The organism is Dyadobacter sp. 22481 (assembly GCF_052044875.1).
Classification (GTDB): Bacteria; Bacteroidota; Bacteroidia; order Cytophagales; family Spirosomataceae; genus Dyadobacter; species Dyadobacter endophyticus.
In genome coordinates, this window is record NZ_JBQENV010000002.1 from 688153 (window position 1) to 714226 (window position 26074).

Annotated in this window: 25 protein-coding genes; 10 read left to right on the forward strand and 15 right to left on the reverse strand. The window is 50.3% G+C overall.

The features are described from left to right. Positions 1-65: 65 nt before the first annotated feature. Positions 66-1235, forward strand: coding sequence for an FG-GAP repeat domain-containing protein (locus tag ACTJJJ_RS12940; protein WP_440702007.1), 1170 nt, complete (start codon positions 66-68; stop codon positions 1233-1235). Between the two features lie 205 nt (positions 1236-1440). Here ACTJJJ_RS12940 and ACTJJJ_RS12945 read toward each other — a convergent pair whose 3' ends face one another. The 4 genes from ACTJJJ_RS12945 to panD form a co-directional block, all read right to left on the reverse strand. Then, on the reverse strand, positions 1441-2115 hold the full coding sequence (locus tag ACTJJJ_RS12945) for a zinc metallopeptidase (protein WP_188934557.1): 675 nt from the start codon (positions 2113-2115) through the stop codon (positions 1441-1443). Between the two features lie 8 nt (positions 2116-2123). After that, positions 2124-2612, reverse strand: a complete 489-nt coding sequence (gene rfaE2, locus ACTJJJ_RS12950) for a D-glycero-beta-D-manno-heptose 1-phosphate adenylyltransferase (RefSeq protein ID WP_426292899.1) — start codon at positions 2610-2612, stop codon at positions 2124-2126. Positions 2613-2692: 80 nt separating this feature from the next. After that, entirely contained in the window at positions 2693-3730 is a 1038-nt protein-coding gene (locus ACTJJJ_RS12955; protein ID WP_188934553.1) for a lysylphosphatidylglycerol synthase transmembrane domain-containing protein, read from the reverse strand. 43 nt (positions 3731-3773) lie between these two features. Next, complete coding sequence (gene panD, locus ACTJJJ_RS12960) at positions 3774-4124, reverse strand: aspartate 1-decarboxylase (protein WP_188934551.1); 351 nt, start codon at positions 4122-4124, stop codon at positions 3774-3776. A 238-nt stretch (positions 4125-4362) separates the two neighbouring features. On the opposite strand from panD, the gene ACTJJJ_RS12965 reads away from it, so the two are divergent. Next, complete coding sequence (locus ACTJJJ_RS12965; RefSeq protein ID WP_188934549.1) at positions 4363-5841, forward strand: Gfo/Idh/MocA family protein; 1479 nt, start codon at positions 4363-4365, stop codon at positions 5839-5841. Positions 5842-5899: 58 nt separating this feature from the next. On the opposite strand, the gene panC is transcribed toward ACTJJJ_RS12965, so the two are convergent. After that, complete coding sequence (gene panC / locus ACTJJJ_RS12970; RefSeq protein WP_440702008.1) at positions 5900-6742, reverse strand: pantoate--beta-alanine ligase; 843 nt, start codon at positions 6740-6742, stop codon at positions 5900-5902. 206 nt (positions 6743-6948) lie between these two features. Here panC and ACTJJJ_RS12975 point away from each other — a divergent pair, with 206 nt between their 5' ends. The 4 genes from ACTJJJ_RS12975 to ACTJJJ_RS12990 all read left to right on the forward strand — a co-directional run bounded on the left by ACTJJJ_RS12975 (position 6949) and on the right by ACTJJJ_RS12990 (position 11279). Further along, a complete protein-coding gene (locus ACTJJJ_RS12975; protein WP_090380574.1) occupies positions 6949-7755 on the forward strand; it encodes a glycogen/starch synthase in 807 nt (268 codons plus the stop codon). A gap of 207 nt (positions 7756-7962) precedes the next feature. Further along, positions 7963-9804, forward strand: a complete 1842-nt coding sequence (gene glmS, locus ACTJJJ_RS12980) for a glutamine--fructose-6-phosphate transaminase (isomerizing) (protein ID WP_440702009.1) — start codon at positions 7963-7965, stop codon at positions 9802-9804. A gap of 129 nt (positions 9805-9933) precedes the next feature. Beyond that, complete coding sequence (gldD, locus tag ACTJJJ_RS12985) at positions 9934-10527, forward strand: gliding motility lipoprotein GldD (RefSeq protein ID WP_440702010.1); 594 nt, start codon at positions 9934-9936, stop codon at positions 10525-10527. 44 nt (positions 10528-10571) lie between these two features. Continuing rightward, entirely contained in the window at positions 10572-11279 is a 708-nt protein-coding gene (locus ACTJJJ_RS12990) for a hypothetical protein (protein WP_188934541.1), read from the forward strand. Between the two features lie 3 nt (positions 11280-11282). Here ACTJJJ_RS12990 and ACTJJJ_RS12995 read toward each other — a convergent pair whose 3' ends face one another. Both ACTJJJ_RS12995 and ACTJJJ_RS13000 read right to left on the reverse strand, forming a co-directional pair. After that, positions 11283-12074, reverse strand: coding sequence for an SDR family NAD(P)-dependent oxidoreductase (locus ACTJJJ_RS12995; protein ID WP_188934539.1), 792 nt, complete (start codon positions 12072-12074; stop codon positions 11283-11285). Between the two features lie 69 nt (positions 12075-12143). Then, positions 12144-13862 carry an IlvD/Edd family dehydratase gene (locus ACTJJJ_RS13000; protein WP_426292904.1) on the reverse strand — a complete coding sequence of 573 codons (1719 nt, stop codon included), beginning with the start codon at positions 13860-13862 and terminating at the stop codon, positions 12144-12146. Positions 13863-14012: 150 nt separating this feature from the next. Between ACTJJJ_RS13000 and ACTJJJ_RS13005 the strand changes: the two genes are divergently transcribed. Beyond that, positions 14013-15227 carry a serine hydrolase gene (locus ACTJJJ_RS13005; protein WP_440702011.1) on the forward strand — a complete coding sequence of 405 codons (1215 nt, stop codon included), beginning with the start codon at positions 14013-14015 and terminating at the stop codon, positions 15225-15227. Here the strand turns inward: ACTJJJ_RS13005 and ACTJJJ_RS13010 are convergent, their stop codons facing one another. Further along, on the reverse strand, positions 15228-15623 hold the full coding sequence (locus ACTJJJ_RS13010; RefSeq protein ID WP_188934533.1) for a MerC domain-containing protein: 396 nt from the start codon (positions 15621-15623) through the stop codon (positions 15228-15230). It lies immediately after the preceding gene. Between the two features lie 193 nt (positions 15624-15816). Here ACTJJJ_RS13010 and ACTJJJ_RS13015 point away from each other — a divergent pair, with 193 nt between their 5' ends. After that, positions 15817-16227 (forward strand): Fur family transcriptional regulator, encoded by a 411-nt coding sequence (locus tag ACTJJJ_RS13015; RefSeq protein WP_188934532.1) that lies wholly within the window; start codon positions 15817-15819, stop codon positions 16225-16227. 127 nt (positions 16228-16354) lie between these two features. Here ACTJJJ_RS13015 and ACTJJJ_RS13020 read toward each other — a convergent pair whose 3' ends face one another. Together ACTJJJ_RS13020 and ACTJJJ_RS13025 are read right to left on the reverse strand one after the other, a co-directional pair. Further along, positions 16355-16909 (reverse strand): hypothetical protein, encoded by a 555-nt coding sequence (locus ACTJJJ_RS13020; protein ID WP_188934531.1) that lies wholly within the window; start codon positions 16907-16909, stop codon positions 16355-16357. Between the two features lie 51 nt (positions 16910-16960). After that, the gene (locus ACTJJJ_RS13025) at positions 16961-19291 is read right to left on the reverse strand and encodes a TonB-dependent receptor (protein WP_440702012.1); all 2331 of its coding nucleotides are present in this window, start codon (positions 19289-19291) and stop codon (positions 16961-16963) included. A gap of 194 nt (positions 19292-19485) precedes the next feature. Here ACTJJJ_RS13025 and ACTJJJ_RS13030 point away from each other — a divergent pair, with 194 nt between their 5' ends. Then, entirely contained in the window at positions 19486-20211 is a 726-nt protein-coding gene (locus ACTJJJ_RS13030) for a hypothetical protein (RefSeq protein ID WP_188934527.1), read from the forward strand. 46 nt (positions 20212-20257) lie between these two features. Here ACTJJJ_RS13030 and ACTJJJ_RS13035 read toward each other — a convergent pair whose 3' ends face one another. The 5 genes from ACTJJJ_RS13035 to ACTJJJ_RS13055 all read right to left on the reverse strand — a co-directional run bounded on the left by ACTJJJ_RS13035 (position 20258) and on the right by ACTJJJ_RS13055 (position 25431). Further along, positions 20258-21319 (reverse strand): 6-bladed beta-propeller, encoded by a 1062-nt coding sequence (locus ACTJJJ_RS13035; RefSeq protein WP_188934525.1) that lies wholly within the window; start codon positions 21317-21319, stop codon positions 20258-20260. A 73-nt stretch (positions 21320-21392) separates the two neighbouring features. Then, entirely contained in the window at positions 21393-22352 is a 960-nt protein-coding gene (locus ACTJJJ_RS13040; protein WP_188934523.1) for a 1-phosphofructokinase family hexose kinase, read from the reverse strand. A 105-nt stretch (positions 22353-22457) separates the two neighbouring features. Next, on the reverse strand, positions 22458-23150 hold the full coding sequence (locus ACTJJJ_RS13045; protein ID WP_426292909.1) for an SDR family NAD(P)-dependent oxidoreductase: 693 nt from the start codon (positions 23148-23150) through the stop codon (positions 22458-22460). Between the two features lie 112 nt (positions 23151-23262). Continuing rightward, entirely contained in the window at positions 23263-24507 is a 1245-nt protein-coding gene (clpX, locus tag ACTJJJ_RS13050) for an ATP-dependent Clp protease ATP-binding subunit ClpX (RefSeq protein WP_188934520.1), read from the reverse strand. 249 nt (positions 24508-24756) lie between these two features. Then, positions 24757-25431 carry a ClpP family protease gene (locus tag ACTJJJ_RS13055; protein WP_188934518.1) on the reverse strand — a complete coding sequence of 225 codons (675 nt, stop codon included), beginning with the start codon at positions 25429-25431 and terminating at the stop codon, positions 24757-24759. A gap of 249 nt (positions 25432-25680) precedes the next feature. Between ACTJJJ_RS13055 and ACTJJJ_RS13060 the strand changes: the two genes are divergently transcribed. Next, on the forward strand, positions 25681-26058 hold the full coding sequence (locus tag ACTJJJ_RS13060; RefSeq protein WP_426292910.1) for a helix-turn-helix domain-containing protein: 378 nt from the start codon (positions 25681-25683) through the stop codon (positions 26056-26058). Positions 26059-26074: the final 16 nt, after the last annotated feature.

Here is a 26074-nt window from a genome sequence, read left to right on the forward strand (position 1 = left end):
TGAAGTATATTGTTAAAAAATAGGTCAAAACTTTTACCCATCGGCAGTGGCCGCTTTTCAGGAATATGAATAAACGATTATTGTTCTCGATAGCATTTTCAATAACTGGAAGCGCATTTGCACAAACAGCCACTTTCAACGGCGAGACGATTGATGACAAGGTAAGCATCGGCTACGGCGTGGCTTCCGGCGACGTGGATGGCGACGGGAAGCTGGATATTCTCCTGGCCGACAAGAAAGAAGTCGTATGGTATAAAAATCCCGGGAAAAAAGACGGTGCCTGGACGCGCTACGTGATCGCGAAGGACCTCACCGAGCAGGATAACGTATGCATCGCCGCCCGCGACATCGATGGCGACGGGAGGGTGGAAGTGGCCGTAGGTGCAGGCTGGAATCCTTCCGAAACGAAGGATTTGAAAACGTCGGGAGCGGTATTCTATATGGTTGCCTCCGACGACCGCACCAAACCCTGGGAGCCGGTGCGCCTGCATCATGAAGTGACTATTCACAGAATGCACTGGGTCAGAAAAGCGGACGGTGAATATCAGCTGGCCGTTTTACCATTGCATGGCGAAGGAAATACCGGTGGAAACGGTGCCGGAGTAAAGCTGATCGTTTTCGATGTTCCTGAAAACAAAAAAGGTATTTGGCCCTACAATTTGATTGAAACCAACATGCACATGACCCACAACTTTCAGCCGATGGAAATTCCCGGCAGAATGGCTGGGCTGTCCATTGCCAGCAAGGAAGGCGTGCAGGTATTTCTCGACGGGGCCGACGGTTGGGCGCCCTCGGGGAACTGGATGGTGCCGGAGCGCGGGGTAGGGGAGATCAGAACTGGGAGTCTGGGCAAAAGGCAGTTATTCACCGCTACGATCGAGCCTATGCACGGCAATGAGCTGGTGGTTTATACCAAGGACGGCCGCACAGTACTCACCGACCGCATTAAGGAAGGCCACGCGCTGGCCTGCGCGGATTTCTTCGGCCAGGGCCGCGACCAGGTGGTAATGGGCTGGCGCAACCCGAATGTGACCGGCGAAACCGGTGTTCGGATCTATGTGGGAGCTGATCCCGATGGCAAGAAGTGGGCGGAATATACTTTGGATGAAAAGATCAAGATCGCCTGTGAAGACCTGCTACCAGCGGATCTGGACGGCGATGGAGATTTGGACATTATCGCCTCAGGCAGGGCGACGCATAATCTGGTGGTGTATTGGAACCAGCGGAAGAAATAGGGCTGGATTTACAGTTCATGCAAAAACGATTGTCATCCTGGGCGAAGTCGAAGCAATATTACTGTCACCGTGAGCGAAGCAATGACACTGTCTCCCTGAGCGGAGTCGAAGGGCCAAGGCGCCATCGCAATTATCCTTCGACTTCGCTCAGGATGACAGACGGACTTCGCTCAGGATGACAGTATCACCTTACAATATTTTAGCCTTAATCACGACGGCCCATTAACAGGCTCACATAGTAAAGCAATGTGGCCAGGGAACCGATTGCTGCTACGAGGTAAGTACGGGCTGCCCATTTCAATGCATCGGCAGACATAACATACTCACGTTCGTTCACAATACGGTTTTTCTGGATCCACGCCAATGCACGGTTACTCGCGTCGTATTCAACCGGCAATGTGATAAAGCTGAACAATGTAGTTACCGCGAACAATGCTACACCAATGGTCAACGGAATAATAGAAGTATTGATCAGCAATACACCAATCAATATGATCCATTGCATGTATTGCGAGGCAACGCTCAGGAATGGCACCATTTGCGAGCGGAATTGCAGCCAGCTGTATGCGGTAGCATGTTGCACCGCGTGCCCGCATTCGTGGGACGCCACAGCCGCGGCCGCTACGCTACGTCCGTAATATACATCGGGACTGAGGTTGACCGTCTTATCCTGCGGATTGTAGTGGTCGGTCAGGCGTCCTTCCACGGACACCACTCTTACGTCGTAAATGCCGCTTTCCCGGAGCATGGTTTCAGCGATTTCCTTACCGCTCATTCCGTTACTCAACCCCACTTGTGAATATTCTTCAAACTTACTCTTCAAACGCCATTGCACGTAAAAGCTGACGCCCATTACGATCAAAGCAATCAAAAGTCCCATAGTTATCGTTATTTATATCCTTGTTTTATTTTCTCGATCAGTGCGGTAGTCGAGTAGCCTTGTACCAAGGCGATCGTTTTTACCTCACCTCCTCTACCCAAAACAAAATCCGCGCCAGCAATGTTCTCGACCGTATAATCGTCGCCTTTTACCAAAATGTCAGGTTTTACGGCCTCGATCAACTGACTAGGAGTCGGTTCGTCGAACAAAATGACAGCATCGATGAACGAGAGCGCTGCCATCAACCGTGCCCTTGCGTATTCATTCACCACCGGGCGGAGCGGGCCTTTGAGGCGGCTTACCGAGGCGTCGGTATTCAGGCCGAGCACCATTCTGTCGCCCAATGCACGGGCTTTTTCGAGGTAATCGATGTGCCCGAGATGCACAATATCGAAACATCCGTTGGTGAAAACAACTTTTTGTCCGGCGCGTTGCCATGCTTCAACGGTCGGGATCGCTTCTTCTAGTCTCAGGATTTTGCTTTCTGTCAAATTCATCGTAAAAGACAATATGGATTTAAGAAATGGAATAACGTAACATACTCCATTTCCATTTTTCCGGACTATTAAAGTTACAATTAGTTTGCGGCAGATACTTGCTCCGGCTCTTCGACCTTGTTTTTGTTCACAATCAGTACATACAGGAACGCCAATGCGCCGATCACGAGCATGAACAGCATTTGAGCGCCGTGGATGAATGTCGCCAATGTGATGCCGTCGTTCTGCGAAAGTCCGTAAAGCACCATCACGTTACCGACGAGGAGGTGGTAAGCACCGATCCCGCCTTGCGTTGGCGCCGTCATACCAATCGCACCGACTACGAGCAACGTCAAACCGGCCAATGGACCGAGGTCCGACGTTTCGGGGATACAGAAGAAAAGCACGTATGAAACCAGGTAGTAAAGTACCCAGATCAGGATTGTGCTGAAAATGAAAAGGCCGGGATTGCGCAGCTTACGTACGCTCAAAAGTCCTTCGAGCATGCCTTGGGCGAAGTTGACGATCTTGGAGATAATCGCATTCTGCTGCAATTTGTTACGTAATGCTGCATTCCTGAAAATAACCGTAGCCACAACTCCGATAGCAAGTAAGCCGACGATCAGAATGCTGAGCAACATGCCGCTACCCGAACCGCCGCCCTGGCTTCCGCCTATTTTGCTCTGGAAAAAATCAGTGAAGAAAGTACTGAGGCGCTCGAATTCGAGGATGAAATTCAATCCAATCATCAAAACCAATATAATGACGTCAAAAATTCGCTCGGCGACAACGGTACCGAAGCTCAAACTCACCGGAATGCGTTCGAGGCGATACAATGTCCCGCAACGCGTTACTTCGCCCATTCGGGGGACGATGTAGTTGGCAAAGTAACCGGTAAGGACCGACACCGAGCTGTTTACAATACCCGGCTTATGGTCCAGCGGCTCGATGAGCATTCCCCAGCGCCACGCACGCGTAATGTGCGCGAGCAGGAGGCAAAAGCATGATACGGCGATCCACCGCCAGTCGGATTTGGCAAAACGGTCGAGCATTTCGCTCAGGTTGATATCTTTAAACACAAACCAGAGCAGACCGCCTGCCAGGACAAGCGATATGGTGTAACGCAGTATGTTTTTCATGCTATGCTAATATGGATATATAGTGGAGGTGAAAACCGGAAGATCAGCTTACCAGATGGTTGTTATGATCCGGGAAAACCACCATCGGTTTGAAGGTTTTCGCTTCTTCCTGGCTCATGCTGCCGTACGCAATAATAATGATAATGTCGCCGATCTGCACCCTGCGGGCGGCCGCACCATTGAGGCATATCATACCCGTACCACGTTCGCCTTTAATAACATATGTGACAAAACGTTCGCCATTGTTATTGTTCACAATGTGAACCTGTTCATTCTCTATCAATCCCGCGGCGTCGATCAGATCCTCGTCGATCGTGATGCTGCCAACGTAGTTCAATTCTGCCTGAGTCACCTTAACCCGGTGAATCTTCGATTTCATTACTGTGATTTGCATTACCCGGTGGTATTGGTCTAATTGAAATGCATTACCCTTGCAAAGTTACAGGAATAATACCCAGCCATCAAAACATACTCGCCGGTGGCACAGTTCCGCGACAATTGAAATGCCGCTGTTCATGGGTTTCGTGAGAACATTATTATATTTAAGCGGGATTTAATAGTATTTGATCCTCAGTAAAAACTTATTCCTTTAATCTATATTAATCTACTTTATATTTTCATTACCAAAACCGATGAGTACAGAAAACAAACCGAAAGACGTTAACCGCCGGGACTTTCTACAGAAGACCTCCGCAGCGGCCATTGGAAGTTTTTTCATTGTTCCCCGCCACGTGCTGGGAAAAGGATATAAAGCGCCGAGCGACAAGCTCAACATCGCCGGTGTAGGCGTGGGCGGAAAAGGTTTTTCTGACACCAACAATGCATGGAACAAAGGCGCCGAAAATCTGGTGGCACTGTGCGACGTGGACTGGGGACAGCCACAAGTGAAAAAGAATTTCGAGCTGCACCCTGATGCGAAGAAGTACAAGGACTTCCGCAAGATGTTCGACGAAATGGACAAGAGCATCGATGCCGTAACGGTTTCGACTGCCGACCACATGCACGCGATCATCGCGATGGCAGCCATGCAGCGTGGCAAGCACGTGTACGTACAAAAACCCCTTACACACGATATTTACGAAGCACGCATGCTCACCGAAGCTGCGCGCAAATATAAAGTGGTAACCCAAATGGGTAACCAGGGCGCTTCCAACCCTGCGCAGAACCAGATGAAGGAATGGTTTAACAAAGGCCTCATCGGTAACGTCCACGAAGCACATGTTTGGACCAATCGCCCGGTATGGCCGCAAGGCATTCCCGTTCCGACCGGCAAACATGAAGTGCCTGCGGATATCGATTGGGAATTGTGGGTAGGTTGTGCCGACTGGGTGGATTATAACCCCGCATGGCACCCGTTCAAATGGAGAGGCTGGTGGAATTTTGGTACCGGCGCACTGGGCGACATGGGTTGCCACCTGATCGACCCGGCGTTCCGTACGCTCGGCCTTGGTTATCCAACGGAACTTGAATGTAGCGTTGGCCAGGTGTTCATTAAGGACTGGAATGCAGAATACATTCCGGAAGGCTGCCCGCCATCGTCACGCGTTCAATTGAAATTCCCTGCGAACAAAGTGAACAAGTCGGAAGTGACGCTGACCTGGCACGACGGTGGTCTCCGTCCGTTCCACCCGGATTTGATCCCCGCGAACGATCCGCTGGGAGAGCCGGATAGCAGCAATGGTGTGCTTTTGATTGGTGAAAAAGGTGTAATGACTTGCGGAACTTATGGTATTGCACCAAAAGTATACCTCAAAGACGGCACCAAGCTGGAATACAAACAAGGCGACTTCGGTAACAAATACACGACGATGCCGGAATTTGGTCACCACGTATCGTGGAGCGACGCTTGCAAGGCTGGTTTCAACAGCAAGGAGCACAAAGCGCTGACTTCATCATTCGATTACGCTGGTCCGTTGACGGAGACTGTGATCATGGGTAACCTCGGTATCCGCAGCTACAACCTCCGCGCCGCGAAGGCCGATGGCAAGGGTTTCGACTACCCGGGCCGCAAAAAACTGTTGTGGGATGGCAAGAACATGAAGATTACCAACTTCGACGAAGCAAACCAGTTCGTGCAACGCAAATACCGCGGCGACTGGAAATTGGCATAACAACAAAAAGAAGGCTCCGAAAGGGGCCTTCTTCATTTTAATGCGTTGGTGAGTTAAGTCAGAATACAATATTGTCGATCAGTCTTACCGGGCCGAGGAAAGCCGCTACACAGATCGCATTGAGGCCCGCAGGGCCTATTTTTTCAATAGGTAGCAAGGTTTTGATATCGATTACCTCAAAATAGTCGAGGGTAAATTCTTTGATCTTCGCAAATTCACTTTTTGCCCAACCGATTACTTCGCTTACCTGCCCTCCCGTGCGCAGGTCTTCGCCCGCCGCTGCGAGTATGCGGTAGATGTGCGGCGCTATCGCGCGTTCAGCCGCGTTCAGGCGCGTGTTACGTGAGGACATCGCCAGTCCGTCCTTTTCGCGAACGGTGGGGCATATCACCAGCTCAAATCCGAACCCGAGGTCGCTGATCAGCTGGCGTACTACCGACACCTGTTGCAGGTCTTTCTGCCCGAAATACGCCCGGTGCGGCTTTACAATATTAAAGAGCTTGGAAACAACAATGCCCACGCCATTGAAATGCCCGGGGCGAGATGCACCCTCCATTACAGTTTCCAATGCGCCGAAGTTCATTTTAACGACGGGCTGCTCGGGATACATTTCTTCTACGGATGGCGCAAAGACAGCAGAGCAGCCTGCCTCTTCGAGCATGGCACGGTCTGCTTCAAACGTTCTCGGGTATTTGGCCAGGTCCTCGGGGTTGTTGAACTGAGTCGGATTCACAAATACGCTGCAAATGACGATATCAGTGTCTTTTTTTGCGGCTTCAATCAGCGAAATGTGGCCTTTGTGAAGGGCACCCATCGTGGGGACGAGGCCTATGGTTTTTTGCTGTAAAACTTGCTGATCCAGGTATTGGCGGAGGCTTTTGACCGAAGTGAATACTTCCATGTAAAATTCGAAAACTGAGGGAGTAACCTGCGGGCTACGATTGCTTTTTCAAGATAGCATCATTCGTAAAGCAGATTATGGAAACATCAGGACACGGAAATCCCAAACTGGGCGCAATATGACAATTAGTTTGGAATATCTTTTGAAATTGCCATTTTTTTTGTATAATTTTGCAAAACTTTTTTTCACAAACTGCTAAAAGATCTATGGAGAAACTACGAATTTTGTATGTAGCCAGTGAAATCAATCCCTTCCTCCAAACAACCGATGTTGCCGATTACGTAAGGAAGCTTCCTCAGGCAATGCAGGAAAGAGGGGCAGAAATCAGGATACTCGTTCCGCGTTTCGGTCTTATCAACGAACGCAAAAACAGGCTTCATGAAGTAGTTCGACTGTCAGGAATCAATATTACCGTAGGAGATGAAGAAAAGCCGCTGATCATCAAAGTAGCTTCGATTCCAAATGCGAAGTTGCAGGTCTATTTCATAGATAACGATGATTACTTCCATCGCAAATCCGTATTCTTCGATAAGGAAAACAACTTCTTCGACGACAACGACGAGCGCGCGATCTTCTTTTGCAAGGGTGTTTTGGAAACAGTTAAAAAACTGGGATGGGCTCCGGACGTGGTGCACTGTAATGACTGGATGACGGCTCTGATTCCATTGTACCTTAAAACCACTTACCGTAACGATCCGATGTTTAAGGATACGAAAAGTGTGTTTACCGTACATAATAATGCATTTGACTATAAATTCGATGCCGATTTGCAGAGCAAAGCCAAGGCAATGGACGTGAGTGATGAGGCGCTGGCGCATTTGCATTCTGCCGATTTCGAAGGTTTTGTAAAAATCGGATGTGCTTATGCCGACGCGGTGCTGAAAGCCGAGGAGCATTGCAGCGCGAGTCTAAATGAAATTTTCAACAATGCGCCGAAACGCGTTCAGCTCGATGAGCAGGATGAGAATTTCTCGGAGTCGTATTACAATCTCTATAATGATCTGGTAAGCTAACAGATAGATTTCACAACGCGGAAAAGCCGGCGATTCTCAGAGTCGCCGGCTTTTTTGTGTTTTTCAGGAATGTTTCGCGTGTTCGAGCACTTTCTATAAATTGGATATTTTTTAGTATTTAATTAAAAATTAGCTTGCTAACGACCGCCGATTGCCATTTATTTGCCTAGTCTAGAACATACACAAAAATTAAAATATTTTAAGAATATGTGCGGAATTGTGGCTTATGTTGGAAACAGGGAGGCATATCCTTTGATTTTAAAGGGACTGAAACGTCTGGAATATCGTGGTTATGATAGTTCGGGAGTAGCGTTGCTCGAAAATAACGAATTGAATATTTACAAGAAAAAGGGGAAGGTGTCGGACCTCGAATCGGAGCTGGCAGGAAAGCATCTTACCGCCACGATCGGCATCGGCCACACGCGCTGGGCCACGCACGGCGAGCCTAATGACGTAAATGCCCACCCGCATTATTCAAACAACCGCCGCCTGTCCATTATCCACAACGGCATTATCGAGAATTACGCGTCGATCAAACAAAACCTGATTGGCAAAGGTCATAAGTTTCTGAGCGACACAGATACCGAAGTACTGATCCATTTCATCGAAGATGTCCAGAAAGAAACGGGTGCTACGCTCGAAGCTGCCGTGCGGCTGGCATTGAAAGAAGTAGTGGGCGCATATGCCATCGTCGTCATGTCGGTCGACCATCCTGGTCAGCTCATTGCGGCCCGCAAAGGCAGCCCGCTGGTGATCGGGATAGGCGAGGGCGAATTCTTCTTCGCTTCGGATGCCACACCCATTGTGGAATACACAAAAGACGTCGTTTACCTTGACGATTATGAAGTAGCGGTAATCAGCGACGGCAAACTGAGCATTCAGCACCTTGAAAGTACCAAAGAGACCATTCCATACATTCAAAAGCTCGAAATGGAGCTGGAAACCATCGAGAAAGGCGGTTACGACCATTTCATGATCAAAGAAATCTTCGAACAGCCCCGCTCTATTGCCGACTCCATGCGCGGTCGCCTGCGTGCGGACGACGCGCACCTGCAACTTGGTGGACTGAACGACTACCTCGATAAGCTCGCCCAATCCGACCGCGTGGTGATCGTAGGCTGTGGTACTTCATGGCATGCCGGCTTGGTAGCCGAATACCTTTTCGAAGAGTTGGCGCGGATCAATGTGGAGGTAGAATATGCCTCCGAGTTCCGCTATCGTAACCCGGTCATTAAAGAAAACGACATTGTAATAGCCATTTCCCAATCGGGCGAAACAGCGGATACCCTTGCGGCGATTGAGCTCGCAAAATCCAAAGGGGCTACGATATTCGGAGTATGCAACGTGGTTGGGTCGTCCATCGCCCGTGCTACGCATGCAGGCGCTTATACACACGCGGGCCCGGAAATCGGCGTGGCCAGTACGAAGGCATTTACTGCCCAGGTGACTGTGCTTACGTTGATGGCCATTGCCGTAGCGAAACGAAAAGGTACGATTTCGGAAGAAACCTATCGCCAGCTGCTGATCGAGCTCGAAACGATCCCGGCGAAGGTGGGGCGCGTGTTTGAAAATGCGGCTAAAATCAAGGAGATCGCATTCATATTCACTTATGCGCGCAACTTCATTTATCTGGGACGTGGATTGAATTTTCCTGTGGCGCTGGAAGGGGCATTGAAACTCAAAGAAATTTCCTACATCCACGCCGAGGGTTATCCCGCCGCGGAGATGAAACACGGCCCGATCGCACTAATCGACGAGGATATGCCGGTAGTTTTCCTGGCTACGAAGGACAGTTCCTATGAAAAGATCGTGTCCAATATCCAGGAAGTGAAAGCACGCAAAGGCCGTGTAATCGCGATCGTGACGGAAGGCGACACATTAATCCCCGGGATGGTCGATTTTGTGATCGAAGTGCCCAATACCCATGAAATTCTGACGCCGCTTGTTTCCGTGATCCCGCTGCAACTGCTTTCGTATTATATCGCAGTAATGCGGGGCCGGAATGTCGACCAGCCAAGAAATCTTGCCAAATCGGTTACCGTCGAGTAACAGAGGAGGGCGCCGGAGAGCGGGACTATCAGCGATAGTTTCGCTTTTTTGTTTTCACAGGTTTCAGATAAAATTAATATAAAGCTGTTTTCGTTAGTTTTGCGCAAGTTTGCCAACGGGACCAACTCTATGTACAGATTCATTTTTAGCATTATACTGCCTGCTTCACTGCTCTTAATGTCGGGCTGTAAAAAAGAAGGGCAGCAAAATTACGTTCCGAAACCCAAAGGCTACAACCGCATTGACCTTCCCGCACACAGCTACCGGCAGCTCCCCGAAAAGTATCCCTACACATTTCAATATTCCAAATATGCGGTGGTGGAGCCGGATACATTTAAAATGGCGGGGAAAGACTGGATTTTTATCAGTTATCCGCAGTTTAAGGCTAATATTCAAATTACCTACAAGCCGCTCGGCAGCAACCCGGCTTTGCTGAAAACTTTTATCGACGATAGTTACAAATTGGCAAGTAAGCATCAGATCAGGGCTTCGTCGATCCAGGAGCAGCGTGTTTTGAGCAAATCGGGACGGACGGCTTTGTTGTTCAGGATTGAAGGCGATGTGCCTAGTCCGTACCAGTTTTATACTACCGACAGTACAGGGCATTTCATGAGGGGCGCGATTTACTTCCCGACGGCCACCAAAAATGATTCGCTGGCACCCGTCATCGATTATCTGCAGGCCGACATGGTTCAGCTCCTTAACACCTTGGAGTGGCGATAAAATTGCCTTATATTTGAAACTCACGCCTCAACAACGATCCCGACATGCCCAGAAAGCAACCCAAAAACCAGCTTCTTCTTGATTATTCCGTCCGCGGTAACCGCATCGTCCTGCATTTGGGACAGGTAGAAAGCCAAAGGATCACGAATCAGCTTTTTGAAGGTTTGGTGAACGGTGACTGGATGATCGAACCGGCTGGCGAGGTGGCTGACATTTCCTACGCGCAGGATATTGTGCATCAGATCGGGCATAAATTACCATATCCCGAGGGCATCAAGATCGCACAACTGCATAAAGTGGACCCGCTTTTCAAGGGCTTCTCGGCGATCTACCATCAGAAAGGCTGGGTTTTCGTGAATGCGGCTTCGGATATCAACGAGCGCAATTACCACATTCATTTGCTTACGGTCTCGCTCGGTTTGCACACGATCTACGCGAACACGGCATCGCTCGCTACCCGCTCGGAGCAGCTTATTTTCGAAGCGTTGCTGCCTTTTGAGGAAGTAGAAAGCTTTTTCAGGAATGATATTTCCAAAATACCGGGCTTTCTGGCGTCCGATATTGCCAATTTCTTCAAAGTGCCATTCCCGATGGTGCTGAAAAGGGCATTGACTTTAAAGATTATCACCGACGATCAGTACCGCAGCTTTATGACCGTCAACCCAAGCACCGCTGCCAAGCCACGCGAGTTGTTCTTTTCAAAAGACGGAACGATCGATGACCTGGAAGCGCAGCTTTTTTCGGGGGAATAGGGGCTACTTCACATTCATATTACTCAAATCCGGCAGGGGACTCACGGAAGTCCAACCGCCGTCGACGATCAGGCTTTGCCCCGTGATATGGCCCGAATGCGGCGATAGCAGGAACAATGCGGCATTGGCAATGTCCTCACAAATCGCGGGACGGCCCATGGGCGTAATCGCCGACCATGTTTTAGGATAAGTAGGATCTTCCGCCAGTGTCCGCTCGGTTAAAGTTGCTCCCGGCGCCACGGCGTTGATCGTAATCCCATGCGGGGAGAGCTCAATCACGAGGTTTTTGGCCAGCATTTCAAGCCCGGCTTTGGTCATCGCATAAGCGCCCAGGAACTGGTGTGCCTGATGGCCTACCACGGACGACATCAGTAATATCCTCCCGCCTGATTTCTGCTTCCGCATTTGCTTTGCAGCGGCCTGCGTGAGCAGGAACGAGCCCATTAGATTCACTTCCAGTACTTTCCGCAGATTTTCGGCCGGGTATTCGAAGAAATCACCAAAAAGCGTAATACCTGCATTACAAACGGTCAGTGTCAGTTTACCAAAGCATTTGACGGCCTCGTCGACCATCGCGTCGATCACTTCCGGCTGGGAAGCGTCCCCTGCGAAGGCCACGCATTCGCCTTCCTTGTTCCGTATTTTCTTGGCTGCCTCGGCGGCGAGGGCTTTGTTGGTATCGTTCAGGATAACGCCGGCACCCTGGCAAGCCAGTTGTTTCGCTATTTCAAACCCGATGCCCTGTCCGGCACCGGTTACAATCGCGACCTGGTTATCAAAAAGTTGGCTACTCATTGCAATGCTGAATTTTGAAGGTGGTAATGCGGCGGCCGGCGATCCGGGTAAAGCTGCATTACCAGCCTGTTAATGCGAATCTCTTGTTACTTTATCGCCCGAACCGCCTTTGAGGAAGTCGAGGTCGGCGCCTTCGTGCGCCTGCGTTACGTGGGCGATGTGCAGGTGTACGTAACCCCGGTTATAGCCCAGTTCAAGTGGTTTCCAGAGTTGCCTGCGACGCGCCAGTTCTTCGTCCGACACTTCCAGATGCAGCTTTCTGTTCTCCACATCCAGTTCAATATAGTCGCCGTCCTGTACCAAAGCAAGGTTGCCGCCCACGGCAGCTTCCGGCGACACGTGCAAAACTACCGTTCCAAACCCCGTCCCGCTCATTCGTCCGTCGGAAATGCGTACCATGTCGATCACACCCTGCGCGAGCAACTTTTTAGGTAACGACATATTTCCGACCTCCGGCATGCCCGGGTAGCCTTTCGGCCCTACATTTTTCAATACCAATATGCTGTTTTCATCCACGTCGAGGTTCGGATCGTCGAGGCGGAGCTTATAATCATCAATATCCTCAAATACGATGGCCTTGCCGCGGTGTTGCATCAGTTCTGGTTTCAGCGAGGCCGATGGTTTGATCACCGCGCCATTCTCGCAAAGGTTCCCGCGCACGACGGCCAATCCCGTCAGGTCTTTAATCGGTTCCTCCATCGTGCCGATCACTTCCGGATTGAAGCATTCCGCGCTCGCCGAGTTTTCAGCCATTGTTTTACCATTAGCCGTGATGACCGACTGGTGCAAAATGGCGCTAAGCTCTTTGATGACGACCGGCAAACCTCCCGCATAATAGAAATCTTCCATAAAATAGCCACCCGAAGGTTGCAAATTGAGCAACAGCGGCACTTTTTTACAGAGATCATTGAAATCATCCAAATGTAAATCCACACCAATGCGTCCCGCAATCGCGAGCAGGTGGATCACAAAATTGGTCGAGCCGCCAATGGCCGCATTGATCATGATCGCATTCTCGAATGCCTCGCGGGTAAGGATTTGCGAAAGCCGCAGGTCCTCCTTCACCATATCCACAATGCGCCGGCCCGACAAATGTGCCAGTACCTTCCGCCGCGAATCCGCCGCGGGTATCGCCGCATTTTCAGGTAATGTGAGCCCCAGCGATTCTACCATACAGGCCATCGTGGAAGCAGTACCCATTACCGCGCAGTGGCCGTCGCTGCGGCACATACATGCCTCGGCGGTGTAGAGTTCTTCCTGCGTGAGCTCGCCCTTGCGGTGCAATTCGCTGAAACGCCACACGTCGGAGGTACCGATGGTTTTACCGCGATAACGACCTGTCAGCATCGGTCCGCCGGAAACGACGATGGTCGGGATATCCACACTCGCAGCACCCATCACCAGCGAAGGCGTTGTTTTATCACAACCGCAAAGCAATACCACACCATCGATCGGGTTCGCGCGGATGGATTCTTCCACGTCCATACTCGCGAGGTTACGGTAGAGCATTGCCGTGGGCTTAATGAGCGTTTCCCCCAATGACATCACGGGGAATTCGAGCGGAAAGCCGCCTGCTTCCCACACACCGCGTTTCACGGATTCGGCCAGCTCACGGAAATGCCCGTTGCAGGGTGTCAGCTCAGAAAATGTATTACAAATGCCGATTACCGGCCGTCCTTCAAACTCATCAGCGGGATAGCCCTGGTTTTTCATCCAGGCACGGTAAATGAATCCATCCTTACCCGATTTACCAAACCAGCCCCTGCTGCGTAACTTGTTTTCTTCCATTATTCGCCCTATTTTATGTCTGATAAGTAAAGGACGCAGGGAGTAAAAACTAATTCCGAACGCCCTTTAAAATAAAAAATCGTATATTCGGCTAACACGTGCCCGGTCTGTTCCATGCTTTTTTTTAGAAATTATAAACTGTTGCTTCTCTTGTCTTTACAGCTGGCCGCCCTGCCAATTCATGCACAGTACCAGGCAGATAATTTCATCGAAAAACTCTTAAAAAAGCACCCCGAGCGCTTCTCGCAGATCCTGCAAAACCCTGAAAAATATAAGGTGCAGGTCCTCTATACGAAGATCGACAGGAATAAAAACAACGTCCCGCACTTTACTACGCATGGTTACCGGGTAAATCCCGGCGAATATTTTTATCCGGCAAGCACGGTGAAACTACCGGCAGTCGCACTCGCATTTGAGAAACTGAACAAGTTGGGCATCGACAAGTACACGCCGATGTTTATCGACGCGGTAAGACCAGAGCAAACGGCGGTGAAGTCTGACACGAGTGCGGAAAACGGATTGCCCTCGGTGGCGCATTATGCCAAAAAGATATTGCTGGCGAGTGATAATGACGCATTCAACAGGCTTTACGAGTTTATCGGCCAGCAGGAGTTTAACGACAGCCTGCATAAGAAAGGTTTTAAAGAAAGCCGTATTCTCCACCGTCTCGAATCGCCGATAGGGCCGGAAAATAATCGCTATACCAATCCTGTTCATTTTGAAAAGGACGGCAGGATCGTTTTCGATCAGCCTGCGAAGTATAATGAGAAAGAATATAATGCGCCCGGGCCTGTGCTGTTGGGCAAAGGTTATATGAAAGACGGTGCTTTGGTGAACGAGCCATTTGATTTTACGAAAAAGAACTTTTTCCCGCTCGAAGAACAGCACCGCTTGCTAAAAACGCTCTTTTTCCCGGACCAGGTGCCGGCGTCGCAGCGGTTCAACCTGACGGACGACGATTACCGGTTTATGTACCAGTACATGTCACAGTTCCCGGTCGAAACGACGTACCCTGCCAGCTATACCGATGATTACTACGATGGTTTTGTGAAATTCCTGCTTTTCGGCGCTACCAAAACGCGCCTGCCACGCCATATACGCCTCTTCAACAAATGCGGCGATGCGTACGGCTTCCTGCTCGACAATGCCTATGTCGCCGATTTTGAGAAGGGAATAGAGTTTATGGTAACCGCCGTAATCTACTGCAACGAGGACGGGGTTTTCAACGACGACAAATACGATTACGAAACGGTGGGCTTCCCGTTCATGGCCAATCTGGGTAAAACCATTTTTGAATACGAACTGGAAAGGAAACACGCCAACCGTCCCGATCTGAGCCGGTTCGAAGTGGAATATGATAAATGATCAGCGGGTTTTGAACTTCAACCGCGGTGCAATCTGACAAATGTAGAGGTTAATCAGGTGACCCGCGATCAATAATCCGGAACCTGCGTAACCCAGCCAGGAGAAAGCCTGATGCCGGCCTTCGAAAATCAATGAAACGGAGAAAATCGCCAATGCGCTCCAGAGCAGGATGCGAATGCCCAGCGAGCGGTGATCGCGCGTGGCGTAGTAAACCGCGATGCCGTTGATGAGGATAAAGAAGTAATCGAGGGAAATGAAGCCGATATGCGAATGGTTATGCGTAGCCACCGACGAGCCGAACGCCAATGCAGGAACCAGTATACAATGGATAATGCACAACACAGATCCTAAGATCCCAATGTAGTCGGCCCTGCCATGTGAGTGTACTGCTTTCATTTTCCTACATACAATGATGTTGCAAAAATAACACCCTTGGTCCGAACTTGCAACGGGGTTGCAGAATATTTTTCAAGTCTGTGTATCCGGTCAAGGAAAGTGTAATCAGAATCCTTGGAATTTGAACCGGTTAGAACTTAACTTTGATGCGAAGGGTTTTAGAAGGGAGGAATTTATCAAACTGTTGGAAACAATGGACCAGTTAAGAGATACGCTGAAAGTACACCACCTGCGGACGACCACGTGCCGGGAAGATGTGCTTTCAACATTTATCAATCGGAAGAACGCATTATCGCACGGTGATCTGGAAGGAGCGTTAGGAGAGAATTACGACCGTGTTACGATATACAGAACACTCAAAACGTTCCTCGAAAAAGGCATTATACACAAGGTTCTGGACGACGAGGGACTGCGTTACGCATTATGCTCGCACAGCTGTTCGGAAGAAAAGCACCAGCACGACCACATCCATTTCAAATGCAGTGCGTGTGGTGAAACCAATTGCCTCGAAAACTTACACATTCCGGCCGTACAACTGCCGGAGGGTTACTTTCCCGAGCATTTCAATCTGCTGATACAGGGCGTTTGTCCCAAATGCAATTAAACAAAAAGAGCAAAATCGAACTTCGTTGTCACCCTGAGCGCAGTCGAAGGGTAAATGCATGATGCAAATGCCCCTCGACTGCGTTCAGGGTGACAACCTGATCATATTTGATACAACGCTCTTCGTTTTACTTCACCTTCAATATAAAATCCAGATTTACATCGTCGCTGCCTGGCGTCGGAGTGCCGTTTTTCGCACCTGGCTGGTGGCGTAGCTGCACTTTCAGCTTTCCATCGCCGGCTGCACCGGTTTTCGCAGAGCCTGTGAGGCCGATAGGATAGTTGTTTTTGTCCTTATCGCCGTAAGTATAAGTCAGCAGCGCGGCCGGAGTGGGTGTGTACACAAAAAGGTGCTCGAAGGACTCTTCTTCCACTTCCTTGGTAATATCGTCAACCGGTGACTTGCTTTCGTCAAGCAGTTCGATAGCCAACGTGTAAGTCGTATTCGGTTTTAACGAAATGGTATCGAATTTGGTAGGTGCGTTACCGCCATCGCCGTCAGGGTCCTTGTAGGAAAAAGTACTGACGTTGGAAGTGCCTTGCTCGGTGAATTTCAATGTGACGGAAGTGATCAGCTCGTTCTCGTCGTCCGGCTCTACGTCATCGCCTGAATCTTTGCATTGCACAAAGGCCATTGTCATACCGGCGAGCAGCATCCAGGTCAACTTACGGTTCATTTTCATACGTAATAGGTTTAAATATTGTATTAAAATTCATTTTTGGGCTGGGCTTCGTTAAGCCCCAAACTTCCATTTCAGGCGGAGCGACGCATTGCGGCCCATATCGTCGGCGTAATAGCGGAAGCGGTTCAGGTAATCGCGGTAAACGGTATTGAACAGATTCTGCACATTGATACCGATTTCCACCTGCTGTTTTTCCGAAACTTTCAGGGTTGCGCCGGCTTGCAGACTCCAAAGCGAATAGGCTTTCGGCGGCGGCAGGAAGTCGCTGTTTGCAGGAACGCGCTTCTGTTCCGCTACCAACAGGTTTCCAATTGAAATAAACCCGTCTTTCCATTTGCCGCGGTCGACAAGCTGGTATTTCAGCGCATTATCCAACCTGTTTGGCGGGATCATCACCAGGTAGCCGTCGTTGCGCTCGTCGTATACGCGCAGGTAGGTGAGCTTGCTCGAAACGGTGGTGCGCTTCACAAACTCCCAGCTTCCCGAAACGTCGATGCCTTTGAACGAGGCGTCTGTCTGGGTGTATTTGAAATAGGGGAATGCTCCACGGACCGTCAGAATCGGCTCTGACTGCGGTTTTAAGTATATAAAATCAAAAATGTAATTGTAATAACCTCCTAATTCCACGCTCCATTTAGGTGCGGCGTATTTCACGCTGGCAATGGAATTGAGGGCTTTTTCGGGTTGTAAAGTAGCATCGCCTTTCTCGTAGGCGGCCGCGCCGTGGTGCACGCCGTCGCTGAACAGCTCGCTTACATTGGGTGCGCGCCAGGCCGTACCCACGTTCATACGTGCGGAAAAGCGTTCGGAAAAATTACGGGTAGCGCCCGCCGTCCCCGAAAAATTGCCGAAATCGAAATGGTCAGCGATCTTCTCGCGGTTCACGATCCGGTAGGTTTTCAGCATTCGATAGTCATACCGCAGACCGGCTTCGAGCTCCCATTTGCTGGTTACATACCGCTCGATCCAGAACAAGCCCACATTGAACAGGTTGAAGTTGGGGATCAGCGGGCGCCCGCTCATGAGGTTGTATTGGTATAATGTACTTACACCAACTTGCCCGCTGATTTTCCCGGCAACAGGTTTGTGGTCCCAGACCACGTCGTTTGTCAATGAAGTGAGTTTGAAAGTCAGCTCAGGATGGTTGAGCGCCGCTATACTATCGTTGCGCGGACGATGCAGGTCGAACTCGTTACGGTTGTTGTACTGCCGCGCGATCGTCCATTGCAGCCGGTTTCCATCCTTGAAATGGTAATGTGTTTCGGCTTTAAGCAGTTCGTGGGTCGCATTCTGGTTGGGCCGGTTAATAGCATAGCTGAACCCGGATTTGACGAACGGCTCACCATTATTGATAACGTTCAGCAAATCAGTGACGCTGCCGATGTGCGAGCCGGAGAAAATACCGATCTGCGTATCAAAACGGCTGTAAAACACATCGATGCCCAGGCCCTTATTGCGGTAACCTGCCGCCAGCGAAAAGTTGTTTTCACTGATCCCCGTGTTATCCAGGAAATAATTGGGTGTGCGGATATTCCCCCCCCGTTTGATCGTCCCCTGTGCGCGCCAGCCAAAGCCTTTTACAAAGTTCAGCCCGCCTTGCACAGTCCCTGATAATACGCCTTGCCGGCCGTTGGAAAAGCCCACCGCATTCAGTTCGCCGGTAATGGGTTTGTCGACAGGCAGCTCTTCCGGCTCTACTAAAATGACGCCGCCAATCGCATCGGAGCCATAACGAACACCGGCGGCACCCTTCACGACCGATATTCTGGTAGCAATAAAAGGGTCGATTTCCGGTGCGTGCTCCGAGCCCCATTGCTGGCCTTCCTGGCGAATGCCGTTGTTCATAATGAGCACGCGGTTGCTGTGCAAGCCGTGGATGACCGGTTTGGCAATGGAAGAGCCGGTTTGCAAAGTGGTAATACCAGCAACGCCTTTCAGGCTCTCGCCCAACGTCTGCCCCCGTGTTTTGTCCAGATCGGCGCCCGAAATAGTGGTTAATGGCTGCGAGGAAGGTGCATCGGTGCGGTGCGCCGTGATTTCCACATCGTGCAAATGCACTTCCTGTTCGAGCAGGTTAAAGTTCTCCTCATGCCCGGCCGTCAGGTCGACTTTTTGCTGAAATGGACTGTAACCTATAATGCGGCATTCGAGCGTATAATTTCCGGGACACAAGTTCCTTAGTTCATAACGGCCATTCTCGTCCGTGAAAACACCATTACTCTGCCCGACGATCAGCACGGTAGCACCCACAATGGGCTGGCCGGTGTGCCTGTCCTTCACCACGCCTTTCACAAAGCACTCGCATGCCGGCTTCTGCGCAATGGCCATGACCGAAAGCAAGGCCAGCAGGGAGGTAAGGATAAAGTTTTTGGTGAAAGACATTGGTGACGGTTCGAAGCGGGTTACATTCTTTTTGTTACAACGTTGCAAAAATAAGATGATTGCAACTGTGTTGCAATTAAAATCGGGAAGTATTTTCTCAAATTTTCAATGGATTAGGCTCTTAAATGTAAATTTGTGCTTCATTTTGCCGCATCAAATCATTGTCCGACCTGCTTTTAACCAAAATTATGCTCATGCCCCCGCTTATTGCCGGGGTAACGATGGCTGTTCGTAAATGGGGTGAGGGGCTTGGCGGGTGGATCGGCGGGTTTCCGTGGGTGGCCGGGCCGATCTCTTTCTTTATCGCATTGGAACACGGCGCTGCATTCGCGGCGTCGACGATCACTTCCGCATTGCTGGGGTCTGTTGGAACAATGCTTTTTGCATTGGTGTATGCGACGCTTTCGTCAAGGATGCGCTGGTTGCCGACGGTGCTGCTTAGTTACGGGGCATTTTTTGTGGTTGCATTACTCTCTTTGGGACGAGATATTTCCCTTGCGGCAGGGGTTGGACTCAATATGGTGGTGCTGACACTCGTCTTGTATTTTTTTCCAAAACCAAAAACAAAGGCTGATTTCAAGAAACAGCCTTCGTGGGATATTCCGCTAAGAATGCTGGTAGCGACGCTTTTCGTGGTAGCGCTCACACAAGCCGCTGATTACCTCGGCCCGACTTGGAGCGGGATATTGACGCCATTTCCGATCATGACCTCCACATTGGCAGTTTTCACGCATTCGCAGCAGGGCTCCGACGCGGCGATCAGGATATTATACGGCCTGTTGCTGGCGGGTTACGGGTTCGTCGCTTTCCTGGTGGGTGTGGCGTGGCTGGTGCCGCAAATGCCGATTGGAGTCGCCTATGGCATTCTCACCGTGTCGACAATGGTGGTGAACGGGATCACCATAAAACTGATCCGCTAGCATTTGCCAACGGATCAGCTGTCTTGTTTGATAAAGGCCCTATTGCTTAAACTCTTTCCAGTTTCACCGGATACGTTTTCTTCGCATTCCACTGGCACACATAAATATTGTGGTCATTATCGACGCAAACATCGTGGCAATGCATGAATATCGGTTTCTCCTGTAACATCAGTTGCAGTTCCCCGTTTTTGTATTCTGGTTTGGTACCGCCCGGGTTAGATATCACCTTGTTGGATTTATCGATAATCGTTACGAAGCCTGAATTAGGCGTTTGGTTCAGATAACGCAGGCGTGACCAGCAAACACCGGCGTAAAGCGTGTCGTCCTTGAAAACCGGCCGGCAAACATATGCGCCGGGCAGGAATATGGTGCTGAGGTATTTGCCGTCCAATGTAAATTTCTTGAATGCATTGTGCGCGCGCGAGGTGACGATGAGCGTCGGGTTGGCTTTGTCGCGGTAATCGATCGCGATGCCGTGAGCGGTTGAGAACTGCGCGTCGCCGTCGCCCGAACCACCGAACTTATCGATAAATTCGCCTTTGGGTGTGTATCTCAAAATCCATTGTGAGCCGTAACCGTCGGCAATGTAAATGGTACCGTCGGGGCCGATGGCTGTTTCGGTGGGTTTGAATGGGTCGGCTTCTTTATAGGCCCCCACTTTCGAGGGGTGTTCGATCGTCAGCAGGATTTTTCCCTTCAAATCCGTTTTGAAGACTTTGCCGATATTCGGATCGCTGATGAACAGAAATTCCTCTCCGTTGGCATTCCACAATGTCAGACCATGCCCTCCCGGAAATTCGTGTCCCCAGCTTTCGAGCAGCTTGCCCGACCGATCGTAGATCAGGATATTGTTTTTGACTTCATCTCCGACCATAATCAGCCTGCCTTTACTGTCCTGCACCATTTCATGACAGTTGTTGACCGGGAACTGTGACGCATCGAGGTTGCCCCAGCCCTGGTGTACCTTATAGCGGTGGCTACCATGGCCAATTACCTCGCCATCCACTTTGGGCTTGGCGTGAAGGATATAGAATGGCTTGAAAGTAAGGGCGGCGGCAGTTGCTGCGGTAATCTTGGCGAACTGACGGCGAGAATGTGTTTCGGACATGACAAATCTTTTTAATTTTTTTAAAAAAGACCGTAGCTCCGATTTCTTACTATTTGTTCGTACATAGTTTTGATTAGCTGGCCGAGTATCGTTTTCCGTAGCGGTTCAGCCAGTCGAGGAGGCGGTTTACGTCTTGCATTCTAAACAGCTCGCTGCCAGAGTTCATAGTGGCGGCGGTACCGCATGCAACCCCCATTCGTACGGCTTCGCGGTAGGATTTGCCTTGCGACAATGTCCATACAATGCCTGCCAGCATACTGTCACCGGCGCCTACCGTACTTTTGGGTTGAACCGGCGGGGCTGGGATGTGCTCTACCTGGTCTTCGGTGACGAGCATCGCGCCCATTGCGCCCATAGACACGATTACGATCTCGCATTGCCCGCGTATGATGAGTGCACGCGCCGCGTCGTCGACCTCGTCCATTTCCAGCTTATCGACTCCCACCAGCTCGCTGAGCTCGATGATGTTTGGCTTTAACAGATATACGCCAGCCTCCGTGGCATACCGAAGTGCGTCGCCGGAAGTATCGGCGATGAACCGTGCCCCCTGATTATGGGCTATTTTAGCGATTTGTCCGTAAAAATCGGAGGGCACCCCCGGCGGAAGGCTGCCGCTGGCGATAATGTAAGATGGTTTAGGGTCAAGCTCCTCCATGGTTTCGAGGATTGCACGCACTTCGGTCGGCATCATTTCGGTGCCGGGCATTCCGAAGCGGTACTGGAAACCCGTGCTTGTTTCGAGCACGTGAAAGTTTTCGCGCGTCCATTGTTTGGTTTCGATCACCATTGTTTCCACGCCCTCGCTTTTTACGAGCTTGTGCAGCCGCTGGCCCGTGGGGCCGCCGACGGTAAAAATTGCGATCGGGTTGCCTCCGAGGCGGTGAATGGCCTTGGCTACGTTAATACCTCCGCCTCCCGCCTCAAAATTAGGTGTTTCGCAACGCAGTTTGTTATCGGGAACAATGCGCGATACATTGGAGCTTTTGTCGAGCGCGGGATTCATTGTAAGTGTTACAATCGGTCCGGTAGCCATAGGAGTACGGTGTCTGGTGAACTATTTTACGCGAATAAAAGAAAAAAAGCGATTCTCTCTGCGTTCATAGCAATTTCTTCACAGCGCAGCCGTTGTTGGCGGCCGTCAGTATTGCTCTTCCAGCACACTTCTGCCACCGTCGACGACAAGCAATTGCCCGTTGGTGAATCTTGCATGATCCGACATCAGATACACCGCGGCGCCATCCAGATCAGCGGGTACCGAGGTGTCCGTTGAGATCACATTGATGCGGATATCATGTCCTGCATAAGCCGCCGCAATGGATTTTGAGAAACCGATCACAGCTGCTTTCGAAGTCGCACGCGCGTGGCTGGCAAGGTTGCTGTCCGTGGACGAATTTTCAGGGCTAAGATTGAGGATTGATCCGCCCTTGTTCATGCCCATGAAAGTTCTTACAGCGGCCTGGTTGGAGAGCATGAGCGATGTCAGGTTCTGATCCAGCGTTTTGCGCCACGTTTCGAGGTTCAGGTTATGTAATGGGCCGTCGGTCGCAGGCTCCTCATGTTCTTCCGGCGCGTGATATAATGCATCGAAGCTTCCGAATTCCCTTATACAAAGCTGGATCGCGTCCAGCGCCGTTTGCTGGTGTGTTGCGTCACCCTGTTTGGCCCTCGCATTGCTTCCCAGGTTCAGTTCTGCCATCAGACAGCTTTCAGGGTTGCGTCCCACTACCACCACATTCGCGCCGTTTCGTACAAAGGCTTGTGCCGCGGAAAGGCCCGGGCCGGTGGTTCCTCCGATGACGACAATCGACTTATTTATGAGCCAGGTTTCCATTTAAAATAATATAGTGTTTTTGTGTAAAAATAGGATTATTGGGATGAAAAAAGAAACGCCCTGCTTCTTTGAAAGAGGCAGGGCGCTTGTAAAAACGCTAATGCAATGACTACTAAGCAACTGAGCGAAGCAAGGCCATTGAAGATTTTTCAAATTTATCCTTCGCGTAGTCGAGTGAGAGCGTAAATTCTTTTACGTCCTTCTGCGACGGCAGGTCGAACATCGCGTCGGTCATGATCGATTCGCAGATCGCGCGCAGACCGCGGGCACCGAGCTTGTACATCATCGCCTGGTCGACAATATAATCGAGCACCGCCTCTTCGAAATGCAGGATAATGCCCTCCATCGCGAAAAGCTTGGCGTATTGTTTTACCAAAGCATTCTTCGGCTCCGTCAGGATGCGCCGCAACGTTTCGCGGTCCAGCGGGTCCAAATGCGTCAGTACAGGCAGACGACCTATCAATTCCGGTATCAGCCCGAAAGATTTAAGATCCATCGCTGTCACGTAGCGCATCAGGTTACCTTTGTCGAAGATCTCGATAATACGGTTGTCGCCGGAGAAACCGATCGGCCGCGTGTTGATCCGCTTTCCTATATGGCGCTCGATGCCGTCGAATGCACCGCCGCAAATGAAAAGGATATTGTCGGTATTGAGGCTGATCATCTTTTGGTCGGGGTGCTTGCGGCCTCCTTGCGGCGGCACGTTCACGATCGAGCCTTCAAGTAGTTTGAGCAGTGCCTGCTGAACGCCTTCGCCGCTTACATCGCGGGTGATAGAAGGGTTGTCCGACTTACGGGCGATTTTATCAATTTCATCAATATAAACAATACCGCGCTCGGCAGCTTCCACATTGTAATCGGCAGCTTGGAGCAGGCGCGTCAGGATCGTTTCAACATCTTCACCTACATAACCAGCCTCGGTAACCACAGTGGCGTCGGCCACGCAGAAAGGTACCTGCAGAATGCGGGCGATGGATTTTGCCAGATAGGTTTTGCCGGTTCCGGTTTCGCCTACCATGATAATGTTGGATTTCTCGATTACGACGTCGTCATCGGTGCTTACCTGGTTGAGACGTTTGTAGTGATTATATACCGCCACTGCCAGCGAGCGTTTCGCGTCGTCCTGGCCAATGACATATTGTTCGAGGAAATGCTTGATTTCAACAGGAGGAACGGGCTTTAATTTAGGAAGTTTCGATTTCTTCTCTTTCTTATCCTCTTTGGGTCCCAGCTCTTCCGTCACGACCTGATGCCCCTGGGCGATGCAGTGGTTACAGATGTGAGCGTCAATCCCGGAAAGAAGCAAATCTACTTCGCTTTTTTTACGTCCGCAGAACGAACAACTTACTTGTGCCATCGATTCGATTTAACAGTTTGGTGAATGTTTCCGGCTCCAAAACAGGAAAGCCGTGTTAAACAAACGTGTGAGTCAAAGTAACAAGAAGACTGAATGTATTGTTCAAATCTCCTTTTCAATTGACAATTAGTGGTTATATTATTACAAATTTCCGGTTTTTTGACCGGGTTACCAAATCAAGGTTGGGCCATATACTAAAAATGCCCCGGCAGCCTGGCTGACGGGGCATTTTTAGAAAGGTCGTTCAATTTACTTTTCGCGGGTCAAAACTTCGTCTATCAATCCGTATTCTTTTGCTTCCAAAGCCTTCAACCATTTGTCGCGATCCGAATCGATACCGATCTGTTCCGCTGTCTGACCTGTGTGGTGCGCCAGGATCTCGTACAGCTCATGACGCAGCTTCACGATCTCGCGGGTGGTGATCTCGATATCGACCGAGGTGCCCTGCGCGCCGCCGGATGGCTGGTGGATCATCACGCGAGCGTGCGGGAGCGCAGAGCGTTTGCCTGCCGCGCCGCCTGCGAGCAGCACCGCGCCCATGGACGCCGCGAGGCTGGTGCAAACAGTCGCTACATCCGGACGAACATATTGCATGGTATCATAAATACCCAAGCCTGCGTAAACCGAACCGCCGGGGCTGTTAATGTACATCAGGATGTCCTTCTTAGGATCTGCCGATTCGAGGAAGAGTAGCTGGGCTACGATGATGTTGGCGATATTATCGTCCACACCGGTGCCCATGAATATAATGCGGTCGGCCATCAGACGGGAGAAAACGTCGACCTCGCGGAAGTTCATCGGGCGTTCCTCGATTACCGAACGGGTCATGTTTTCAACAGTGTGGTTCATGTAACCGTCGACGGTCAAACCATTCATTCCCAGATGGTGAACGGCATATTTTCTAAATTCATTTCCGTGATTCATCGAAAAATTTAATTTTTAATTTATCAATAGTTAAAGGGCAACTGGCTTCGAGAACAAAAAGCAATATAGGTTAGTTTCTGTTTATATCGCCGCTGGTTTCCCGGTTGCATGGCACAAATTTGACTATTTCACTGAATAATCCTTGTCTATTTCAGCGACAATTTATCGAAAAATGCGACAGTCAGCAGCCATCATAAAAGATTACATTGCAGCATAAAAACGTTATACCACGCATTATAATCGGACATTATGAACGTGACATCCAATTTATCAGAGAAAATAAGACAGATAAGGCTACAAAAAGGCCTTTCGCAGGAAAATATGGCAGACATGCTCGGCCTGTCTACAACAGCCTACGGAGACATTGAGCGCGGCCGCACCGAGCTTTCCGTTTCAAGGTTGGAGAATGTGGCCAAGCTGCTCGACGTGCCAATGCCCGAACTGCTCGGTATTGACGTATCGATGTCGGAAACCGAATGGCTCCGGCAGGAGAACACCCGCATACTAGCCGAGAACCGCCGGTTGCAGAATGAGCTGGATCAATGGAAGATGAAATTCCGGCAGCTGTTCGGTGACGGTATTGTGCGTCAGATCGGAGAGGAGCGCGAGCGCATTGGTTTTAAATAAAAAACACCGCCCGGTT